Annotated in this window: 9 protein-coding genes; 7 read left to right on the top strand and 2 right to left on the bottom strand. The window is 64.2% G+C overall.

Annotated features, from left to right (window positions below; genetic code table 11):
* Positions 1-17: 17 nt before the first annotated feature.
* Positions 18-410: a hypothetical protein gene (locus AWC19_RS28990; RefSeq protein WP_142281080.1), complete on the bottom strand. Its 393-nt coding sequence runs from the start codon at positions 408-410 to the stop codon at positions 18-20.
* Between the two features lie 325 nt (positions 411-735).
* On the opposite strand from AWC19_RS28990, the gene AWC19_RS30480 reads away from it, so the two are divergent.
* The 3 genes from AWC19_RS30480 to AWC19_RS08770 all read left to right on the top strand — a co-directional run bounded on the left by AWC19_RS30480 (position 736) and on the right by AWC19_RS08770 (position 4,831).
* Complete coding sequence (locus AWC19_RS30480) at positions 736-1,020, top strand: MFS transporter (protein WP_245848851.1); 285 nt, start codon at positions 736-738, stop codon at positions 1,018-1,020.
* 488 nt (positions 1,021-1,508) lie between these two features.
* The gene (locus AWC19_RS08775; protein ID WP_245848853.1) at positions 1,509-1,889 is read left to right on the top strand and encodes an MmpS family transport accessory protein; all 381 of its coding nucleotides are present in this window, start codon (positions 1,509-1,511) and stop codon (positions 1,887-1,889) included.
* Between the two features lie 8 nt (positions 1,890-1,897).
* Entirely contained in the window at positions 1,898-4,831 is a 2,934-nt protein-coding gene (locus AWC19_RS08770; protein ID WP_169718095.1) for an MMPL/RND family transporter, read from the top strand.
* Between the two features lie 97 nt (positions 4,832-4,928).
* Here the strand turns inward: AWC19_RS08770 and AWC19_RS08765 are convergent, their stop codons facing one another.
* Positions 4,929-5,153, bottom strand: coding sequence for a ferric uptake regulation protein (locus tag AWC19_RS08765; protein ID WP_085077671.1), 225 nt, complete (start codon positions 5,151-5,153; stop codon positions 4,929-4,931).
* A 750-nt stretch (positions 5,154-5,903) separates the two neighbouring features.
* Here AWC19_RS08765 and AWC19_RS29620 point away from each other — a divergent pair.
* From AWC19_RS29620 to AWC19_RS08750, 4 genes are all read left to right on the top strand, one after another.
* Positions 5,904-6,050 carry a hypothetical protein gene (locus AWC19_RS29620; protein WP_158090850.1) on the top strand — a complete coding sequence of 49 codons (147 nt, stop codon included), beginning with the start codon at positions 5,904-5,906 and terminating at the stop codon, positions 6,048-6,050.
* Between the two features lie 296 nt (positions 6,051-6,346).
* Positions 6,347-7,597: a fatty acid desaturase family protein gene (locus tag AWC19_RS08760; RefSeq protein ID WP_085077670.1), complete on the top strand. Its 1,251-nt coding sequence runs from the start codon at positions 6,347-6,349 to the stop codon at positions 7,595-7,597.
* An 87-nt stretch (positions 7,598-7,684) separates the two neighbouring features.
* The gene (locus tag AWC19_RS08755; RefSeq protein ID WP_085077669.1) at positions 7,685-8,686 is read left to right on the top strand and encodes an AAA family ATPase; all 1,002 of its coding nucleotides are present in this window, start codon (positions 7,685-7,687) and stop codon (positions 8,684-8,686) included.
* An 18-nt stretch (positions 8,687-8,704) separates the two neighbouring features.
* Complete coding sequence (locus AWC19_RS08750; protein WP_085077668.1) at positions 8,705-9,547, top strand: DUF58 domain-containing protein; 843 nt, start codon at positions 8,705-8,707, stop codon at positions 9,545-9,547.
* Positions 9,548-9,584 lie beyond the last annotated feature (37 nt).

Below are 9,584 nucleotides of genomic sequence, written 5' to 3'. Positions count from 1 at the left end.
CTCTCACGGCATAGTGGCTACCACAGAGCCACACGCGGACACGCGACCGCTCTTACACCACTCCACGGGACGTGACCGCCGTTTCGGTAGGCCACTCTCAGTTCGTGATCCATCTGATGACCTTCGCCTGACCCGATGCCGCCTTCGACGAGACCATCTTTGGTCCTATATGACACGCCCGGATTGGAGAGCTGGTTGAGGATGCCAGTCAGCTGGTCAGCGGTCGGCAGCGTCAGCGTCGACGCGGGTTGCGGCGGGTCCTGTGGTAGCGGCGCGCCGGCTGAGGCCAGTTGGACCTGCGGCAGGCCCGCAGCCGCGTTGCCCGATGCGCTGGGGGCGAGCCCGGCGGCGCCCCCGCCGACGACGGCCAGTGCAGCCGCGCTGACGGCGACGGATTTCATGGATTTCATGGCTCTCCCTATGTTGCGCATGGACGTCGGGACGGTCCGCATCTTCATGCCGACAATGTGTACTGGCACATCGTGCACCAATATGTCGGCCGAAAACCGCTCTGTATCAATCGGTATCAACCCGTTAGGAAACTGTAGTGTCGCGCGTCATCGCCGGCTCATGAGGAAACTGCGCGAAATTACAGCACGCCGGCCAGGAAATCCCCAGGGGCCGAGTGGTTCTCGGTGGTGGTCTCGAAGGTCGGTGACGACGGTTGATCCGGGTGCCGACCAGTTCGCCAGGTGCTCTTTGAGTGCCGCACGCACGGCGTCGGGCTTACCGTCGATGTTTCCTACACCCAGGAAGGCCCGTCGCGTCGGCCGGATCGCCGCGCGGGTGGGAACGCGCGCGTTCCTGATCGTCGGCCCCGCGGTGGCGGGAATCGGGCTGCTGCTGATCCGCCCGAAACCCCATGGATTCCAAGCCATCACCGACCTCGTCCCCGAAATGACCGTGCTGGCGGTCGGGCTGGTCGCGACCATCACGCCGCTGTCGTCGGTGATGCCGGCCTCGGTGCCGACAGAACACAGCGGCCTGACGTCTGCGATCAACAACGCGTCTCCCGTTTAGCCGCGCTGATGTCGATCGGCTCCATGGGCCTGATCAGCGCCGGCGCGGCGAGCGCCTGCGGATTCGCCCGCGTCTTAGAAGTGAGCGCAGCACTGTTCGCGTTGTGCGCGGTGTGCGCCGCAGTGCTAACAATTAATCCGCCTAGCCGCGTCCGATTTGTGCCCTGCGACGTCGCGGCCTCATGCGGCGACCGTCCCGGTGTACAACCCGCGCTCGCCGGCGGCGCTTCGGCCGCGACCGAAGCACCCCCTCCGCAGTGATCGCTCACCCGCTCAGCGAAAGGCACATTGTGACAAACCTCGCAACGCTGCTAGCCCGGCACGCTCCGAAGCGACGCCGCACGGCGGGAATCAACTCGACCGCCGTGGCGTTCGGCTAGCCGTGGCGCGAGCGACGACATGTTTCGATATGAACCGGTCGAGAACCCGTAGGCGGGAACCACGGTGTTGAGGCTCATCAAACTGGTATGGGTCCCGCTCGTCGTGGTCATGGCCTTGATCATCGGCGGAGTCGCAGTGGGCCGGCTCCACGGCGTCTTCCCAGGACCCGGACTGCCGAAGCCGGATCCCCGCGATGCGACCCCGCCGTACGCGGCCAAGACCGCCGTCTACGAAATCCTGGGACCGCCCGGGACGACAGGCGTCGTCAACTGGATGGATGCGGAGTCGCTACCCCAGAAGGCCAGCTTCTCCACATTGCCGTGGTCGAAGACGATCGTCGCCGAGATGCCCGGCATCTTCGCCTACGTCGTCGCCCAGGGCGACAGCCCCTTTATCGGCTGCCGGATCACCGTTGACGGCAAACTGGTCGATCAACAACAAGTCAACGCGCGCGACGCGCAGGTTTCCTGCTTGGACAAATCCGCGTGACCAACGTCATGAGCGAGTCCGACGACACCGACAAAATCCCCGTCGCGCCGGGCTACGAACTCCAGCGCAAACCCCGGTTGGCGCGCACCATCCGCGTCCTGGCGCTGCCGATCGTCGTGATCTGGCTGCTGGCCGCGGTCGGCGTCAATGTGTTCGTGCCCCAGCTGGAGGCGGTTGCCGAGGACGTCTCGGTGCCCCTGTCCCCGTCCGACGCGCCGTCGGTGACCGGGATGAAGCACATCGGGGAGAAATTCAAGGAATACGACTCCGACAACCTCGTCCTGGTGACCCTGGTCGGTGACAAGCCGCTCGGCCAAGACGCTCACCAGTACTACGACGACCTGGTCAAGAAGCTCAGGCACGACACCAAGCACGTCGAGCATGCGCTCGACTTCTGGGGGCAGCGGTTTACCGCCTCGGGCGTCGAGAGCTACGACCACAAGTCCGCCTACGTCCAGGTCAACCTGCGCGGTGACCAGGGCGGCGCCGTCGGCGACAAGTCGGTCGATTCGGTTCGCCAGATCGTCGCGGACTCGAAGCCGCCGCCCGGGGTGAAGGCCTACGTTGCCGGTCAGGGAGCCCTGACCGACGACACGATCGTCGTGGGCAACGCCAGCCTGTTCAAAATGACGATCATCACCATCGTCATCATCGCGATCATGCTGATGTTCGTCTATCGATCCATCGGCACTGTGCTGCTCACGATGGTGATTCTGTTCGTCGGGCTGGCGACCGGCCGAGGCGTGGTCGCGCTGCTGGGCAACACCGGCATCATGGGGCTGTCGACTTTTGCCGTCAACCTACTGACGGCGCTGGCGATTGCGGCCGGGACCGACTACGCGATATTCATGGTCGGCCGCTACCAGGAGGCCCGCGAGCGGGGACTGGACCACGAAGCCGCCTACTACGACACCTTCGCCGGCGTCACCAAGGTGGTGCTGGGTTCGGGTTTGACGATCGTCGGGGCCCTGGCGTGCCTGCACTTCACCCGGCTGCCCTACTTCAGTTCGCTGGCGTTTCCGTGCGCAATCGGTCTGCTGGTGGTGGTGGCCGCCGGGGTGACCCTGACGCCGGCGCTGATTGCGTTCGCGAGCGGCTTCGGTCTGTTCGAGCCGAAGCGAAAGTTCAACTACACCCGGTGGCGCCGCCTGGCGACGGCCATCGTGCGGTGGCCGGCACCCATCCTGGCCACTTCCGTCATCCTGGCGATCGTCGGCGCCGTGGGGTTGTCGGGCTTCAACCCGCGCTACAACGACCTGTACTACCTACCGAAGAGCGCGTCCTCGGTGCAGGCGTACGACGCGGCCGATCGACACTTCACCCAGGCCCGCCTGAACCCGGACCTGCTGATGATCGAATCGGACCACGATCTGCGCAATCCCACCGACATGCTGGTCCTGGATAAGGTTGCCGGAGCCATCTTTCGGGTCCCCGGCATCGAACGGGTGCAGAGCATCACCAGGCCGCTTGGCCCACCGATTCAAGACGGATCTGTTCCGTTCCAGCTGAGCGTGCAAACCGCGCCGATCCGCGACAACCTCAACTACCTGAAGGCCCGCGTCGGCGACATCAAAAAGATCACCGGTTTCCTCGACACCCAGATCTCCCTCTTGGAGCGCCAGTACGCGGTGACCCAAAAGCTCGCGGACGCCGCGGAAGACAGCTCGAAAACCACGGGGGAGACCGCGGCCATCACGGACGAAATCCGGGACCACATCGCCGATTTCGACGACTTCTGGCGACCGATTCGCAGTTACTTCTACTGGGAGAAGCACTGCTACGACATACCGATCTGCTGGTCGCTGCGAAGCTTGTTCGACGCCCTCGACGGTTTCGATAAACTCGCCGAAAAGTTCCACGCCCTCACCAGCGATCTCGACCACACGGCTACCGCCACGCGGGAATTGCTGGCGATCATTCCCGAAAATATCGCCGTCACAAAGGCGATCCGCGATACGACGCTGACCATCTACAGCACGTTCGACAGCCTGATCGATCAGTTCGACCGGCTGACGGACACGAACGCCGTGATGGGCAAGTCCTTCAACGACTCCCAGATCGAGAGCCTGTTCTACCTGCCGCCCGAAATTTTCCAAAACCCGGACTTTCAACTGGGGTTGAGCCTGATGGTTTCGCCGGATGGCAAGGCTGCCCGCTTCATCATCACCCACTCGGTCGATCCGGCGACGACGGAGGGAATCGCATCCGTCAATCAGGAGCGCAACGCGGCCAAGGAGGCGCTGAAGCTCACCTCCCTACAAAACGCCGACATCTACCTCGGCGGCACTGCCGCAACGTTTTACGACATCGCCAACGGCGCGAAGTTCGACCTGCTGATCGCCGCCGTCGCCTCGATCGTGCTCATCTTCGTCATCATGGTGATCGTCACCCGCGCTTTGGTCGCCGCGGGCGTCATCGTCGGCACGATCGTGATGTCGCTGGGCGCCGCGTTCGGGTTCTCGACACTGATCTGGCAGCACCTTCTCAACTTCCAGTTACACTGGGTGGCAACCGAATTCGCGCTGATCGTGCTGTTGGCTGTGGGGTCGGACTACAACCTGATGCTGGTCTCGCGTATCGAAGAGGAGATCGGGGCCGGCCTGAAAACGGGACTCATCCGCGGGATGGGTCTCACCGGCCCGGTGGTGACCGCGGCGGGTCTGGTGTTCGCCGTCACCATGGCCACGATGATCACCAGCGACCTTCGGGCGATCGGTCAGTTCGGCACAACGATCGGGCTCGGCCTGATGTTCGACACCTTCGTCGTCCGATCGCTCATCACGCCGTCGATCATGACGGTGATGGGACGCTGGTTTTGGTGGCCAAAGCGGGTCCGGGTTCGCCCGGCGAGCCAGATGCTTCGGTCCGTCGGGCCGCGCCCCCTGGTTCGTGCACTGTTACATCAGCCGCGGCACGCGGCCCAGCCGGAACCGCAGACGTAGCATTCCGGGACGCGCACTGGCACACGACGGCGTTTGCTACCGCGCAGGCGTTCCCGGCGAGCCGACCGATCGGCGGCCCACGCCGCGACCGGTCGCCCTACGTTTCGCGCAGCGCCGCCTTGGCGGCTTCGCGCCGGGCCTTCTCTTTCACGTGGGCCGAGCAGCAATGGGTCATATCGCAGTGGAACCGGTCGCTACAATCATGTGAACAATAGACTGAGGCGGTCGGATGCCAGTCCGGATCGGACAGGTCACGCCCCAGATCGTTCGGATCGAACGTGCGGCCGCAATGCACGCAAGCTCTGGTCTTGGTCTTGACCATACGGTCAGAATACGCGCCGCGCCGCTAAATGGGTGCTGGTTTCGGAGCGCCAAATGCGGCGTATGTAAATTTCGCGCCAACGAATTCACCGGTGGCAATCCGTAACGATGCTTTCCTGGGACAGTTTTCCTCGGCGACGCGCCGGTCGATCACTCCACGACGGTTTTGCGAATCGGTGTAGCACGAAATGGGGGCGGCGGGCTCACTGTTGGGACCCAAAGGATCGGACACGGCTGAGCGCCATTTCACCACTCGATACTCCGACTAGATCGGGTTCACGGCCTCGGCGGCGTATGAGCCCCCACCCGCGCTCAGCGCCCCAACGTATTGCTCCTAAAACGCCGCCGCCCCGTCGCCGAGAGCCTGATACGTCCGCCCATAACTGCCGAACAACCGAGCGATCGCACCCGACCGACGCCGCGGCCAACGCCTGAGGCGCTGCGATCAGGAAGGTCGACATTTTTGCGGCTCCCATCAAGTCGACGGGGTGGCCCGAACCGATAACTTTATTGACAGAAAACGGCAAGTGTGAAGACCAACACATCTGTGCCGTTGTAGACGACGAAGTGGCCCCGCGGCGGCGCGTTGAATCCATTGTGAGACGGGGCGATTGAGCATTGCCGGGGCCGGTCGGAATTTGTCGCGGTCGCGATGCAGAACCCGGCGGATCGGCACGAATCATGCCCGCCGGGGTGTTCCGGGCGTCGCACGTGGGTATGAATTCCGCATTTGTCTTGGAAGGAGACAGCGATGACCCCACAGTGCGAGCGGCCCCCCACCTCCACAGCCGAGCCCGAGGCGAAGGACGCGGACGCGGATGTGCCCGTCGTGCCAGAGGCCGGCGAGGGTCCGTATCCTCCGGTGACGGGAGAACCCAAGCCGCCCATCGGCAACTGATCTCAAGGCCGTGCCCCCGACTTGGTCGAGTCGTCGCGTAGGATGAGCAGCACATGCCGGTCAGCTCGACCAGCGGCTCGGAGGCTTTCCTGATGATGCTCCTCGCCATCGGCTCTGACGGTGGCGAGACGAACAGTTTCGCCGTGCTCGGCTAGCGGACCAACGAACACCGTTGAGGCTCAGGCGAATCGCATTCGGTCCCACGGGCCTGTGAATCGCCTAAGTCTTCCGGCCGAAAGACTCGCCGATGCGCGCGCCGCCGAGCTCCCACACAGAAGTTTTAAGAGAAGGAAACCATGGCGATTACCGACGTCCCGGCTTTTGCCCACCTGACTGCGGAAGACATCGAGAACCTGGGCGTCGAACTGGATGCGATCCGGCAGGACGTTGAGGATTCCCTTGGTGCGCGCGACGCGCGCTACATCCGGCGCACCATCGCCGCGCAACGTGCCCTCGAGGTCGCCGGGCGGCTCCTGCTGGCCGCAAGCTCGAAACGCTCGGCATGGTGGGCGGGAACGGTGACTCTTGGTCTGGCCAAGATCATCGAGAACATGGAGATCGGTCACAACGTCATGCACGGCCAGTGGAACTGGATGAACGATCCCGAGATTCACTCCACGACGTGGGAGTGGGACATGAGCGCGGCATCAAAACACTGGATCGCCGCCCACAACCATCAGCACCACAAGTACACCAACATCCTCGGCATGGACGACGACGTGGGCTATTTCATCCTGCGCGTGACGCGCGACCAGCCTTGGGAGGGTTTCAACGTCGGCAACGTGCTCTTCAACGCCCTGCTCGCGCTCGGGTTCGAGTGGGGAATCGGCTTGCAGACCGTCGATTTGGAAAAGCTTTTGAAGGCCGGCCCGGACCGCGACATCACCATCGAGAAGGCCCGCGAGTTCTTCACCAAGGCCGGCCGCCAGGTCTTCAAGGATTACCTCGCTTTCCCGGCGTTCACGTCGCTGTCGCCGGCCGCGACCTACAAGTCGACGGTGAAGGCCAACGCCGTGGCAAACGTGATCCGCAACATCTGGGCCAACGCGGTGATCTTCTGTGGGCACTTTCCCGACGGCGCAGAGAAATTCACCAAGACCGACATGATCGGCGAAACCAAGTGCCAGTGGTATCTGCGTCAAATGCTGGGCAGCGCCAACTTTGAAGCGGGGCCGGTGCTGCGGTTCCTCAGCGGGAATCTATGCCACCAAATCGAACACCACCTGTACCCGGACATGCCGAGCAACCGGCTGCACGAGGTCTCGGTCCCGGTGCGCGCGTTGTGCGACAAATACGACCTGCCCTACACCACGGATTCTTTTGTGACGCAGTACGCCAAGACGTGGCGCACCATCGCCAAGCTGTCACTGCCCAACAGGTACTTGCGCGACACCGCCGACGACGCGCCGGAAACCCGCAGCGAGCGAATGTTTGCTCAGCTGCAGCCCGGTTTCGCCATGACCGACCGGGCGTCGGGGCGCCGTCGCGGGCTCAAGACAGCGATAGCGGCGGTCCGCCAATGGCGTCGCGAACCGATAGCCGACTAGGGCGGACGCTCGCTTGCCAAGGTCTCGGGCTGGGGGAACTCGGGGCCGAAGTGTCAAAACCGGACGTCGGGGTATCCCAGCGGGCGTATGACTACAGCACGGACACAACCGGATCAACGCGAACTCGGCGCCATCCGGCGAACGGTCGACTCGATCTCCGAAGCGTTTACGGCCAAAATCGTCGGGCAGCACGACCTGAGGGAATCGTTGCTGATCGGGCTGCTCGCGGGCGGCCACATCCTGCTCGAAAGCGTGCCGGGCCTGGCCAAGACGACCGCCGCCAAGGTGCTGGCCGAATCGATTCATGGCCGCTTTCAACGCATCCAGTGCACTCCTGACTTGCTGCCGAGCGACATCATCGGCACCCAGATCTATGACTCGGCGACCAACTCGTTCGTCACCCAATTAGGTCCGGTGCACGCCAACATCGTGCTGCTCGACGAGATCAATCGGTCGAGTGCGAAGACCCAGAGCGCGATGCTCGAGGCGATGGAGGAGCGGCAGACCACGATCGCCGGGCGCGTGCACTCGCTCGCTGACCCGTTTCTGGTCATCGCCACCCAGAACCCCGTAGATCAGGAAGGTACCTATCCGCTGTCGGAGGCGCAGACCGACCGCTTCCTGATCAAGGAGATCGTGCGCTACCCGTCCCCGGAGGAGGAGGTGGAAGTGATGGCGCGGATCGACGCGGGCGTCTTCGACGCGGGGCGGCGCAGTGCGCCGGTCGCCGGCCTCGACGACGTGCTGCGCCTGCAGGGCGTGGTGCGCCACGTCCACATGGATCGTGCGTTGATGCTTTACGCCAGCCAACTGGTCGACGCGACGCGTCAGCCCGAGCGGGTGTTGCCCAAGCAGCTCGCGCGTTTGGTCGAATACGGTGCCAGCCCGCGCGCCACGATCGCGTTCTGCAAGGCGGCGCGGGCGCTGGCCGTGCTGTCCGGACGTGCGCACGTGCTGCCCGAGGACATCGCGAAACTTGCGCACCGGGTGTTGCGGCACCGGCTCATCCTCGGATTCGAAGCGGCGAGCGCCGACGTCACCCCCGAAACCGTGGTCGACGCCGTGCTGCGGGCCGTCCGGGTCCCGTGAGGCGCGAGAAGGCCGGCCTTGGGCAAGCACCTCAATCGGGCGAAAGCCCACTTCGGCACCGACACGCGCGGCCTGCTCGAGGGCGGCCACTACGCGCTATTGCACACGCGCAGCATGGAATTCGACGACCTGCGACCGTATGTTCCCGGCGACGACGTACGGGACATCGACTGGAAGGCGTCCGCGCGTTCCGGAGGTGTGCTCGTCAAACGGTTCGTTTCCGAAAAGCACCACAAGATACTGCTGGTGGCCGACGCGGGCCGCAACATGTCGGGGCTCGCGCCGAGCGGGGAGTACAAGCGCGACGTCGCCGCCCACATCATGGGCGCGGTGGGATTGATCGGGCTACGACGATCCGATCAGATCGGCATGGTGTATGGTGACCGCCGCGGCTCGGTCAACATCCCCCAGCGGCGCGGCGAGTCGCACATCGAGGGATTACTGCACCGCTGGTATCAGCACAGCGCGACCGAACCCGGCCGCAGCGACGTCGCCGCCCAACTCGAGTACGTCGCAACGCATTACCGGCACACGCTGCTGCTCATCGTGGTGTCCGACGAGCCCGACGCCGGCGACCGGCTCAGCGACGCGCTCACCCGACTTAGCGGGCGCCACGACATCATGTGGGCGATGGTGTCGGACATGCCCGCCGCGGGGCCCGACAACACCGACGGGTATGACGTCGCCACCGGTCGTTTCGTCCTGAACGGAGCTGACCTCGGTCCGCGGGTCGCGGCCGCCTATCGCCGCGCCGAGCAGGCTCGCCGCGATCGCCTCAGCGCGTTCCTGACCGGCCACGCGATTGCCCACGCAACGATTCCTGGCAATGTCAACTTGAAGTGGCCCCAGTGTGACGGCTAGTTTTGGCCCCCCCTTCGCGGTGCGTTGGGATTTTCTG

Origin of the sequence: Mycobacterium palustre (assembly GCF_002101785.1) — a bacterium.
Lineage (GTDB): Bacteria > Actinomycetota > Actinomycetes > Mycobacteriales > Mycobacteriaceae > Mycobacterium > Mycobacterium palustre.
The sequence above is the reverse complement of the archived record's forward strand: the minus strand, read 5'-3'. Positions and strand labels throughout refer to the sequence as shown.

Bases quoted from the DNA above. Each gene is read 5' to 3' on its own strand.
- AWC19_RS28990 (WP_142281080.1), bottom strand. From the start codon at position 410: ATGAAATCCATGAAATCCGTCGCCGTCAGCGCGGCTGCACTGGCCGTC.
- AWC19_RS30480 (WP_245848851.1), top strand. From the start codon at position 736: ATGTTTCCTACACCCAGGAAGGCCCGTCGCGTCGGCCGGATCGCCGCG.
- AWC19_RS08775 (WP_245848853.1), top strand. From the start codon at position 1,509: ATGGCCTTGATCATCGGCGGAGTCGCAGTGGGCCGGCTCCACGGCGTC.
- AWC19_RS08765 (WP_085077671.1), bottom strand. From the start codon at position 5,153: ATGGTCAAGACCAAGACCAGAGCTTGCGTGCATTGCGGCCGCACGTTC.
- AWC19_RS29620 (WP_158090850.1), top strand. From the start codon at position 5,904: ATGACCCCACAGTGCGAGCGGCCCCCCACCTCCACAGCCGAGCCCGAG.
- AWC19_RS08755 (WP_085077669.1), top strand. From the start codon at position 7,685: ATGACTACAGCACGGACACAACCGGATCAACGCGAACTCGGCGCCATC.
- AWC19_RS08770 (WP_169718095.1), top strand. From the start codon at position 1,898: ATGAGCGAGTCCGACGACACCGACAAAATCCCCGTCGCGCCGGGCTAC.
- AWC19_RS08760 (WP_085077670.1), top strand. From the start codon at position 6,347: ATGGCGATTACCGACGTCCCGGCTTTTGCCCACCTGACTGCGGAAGAC.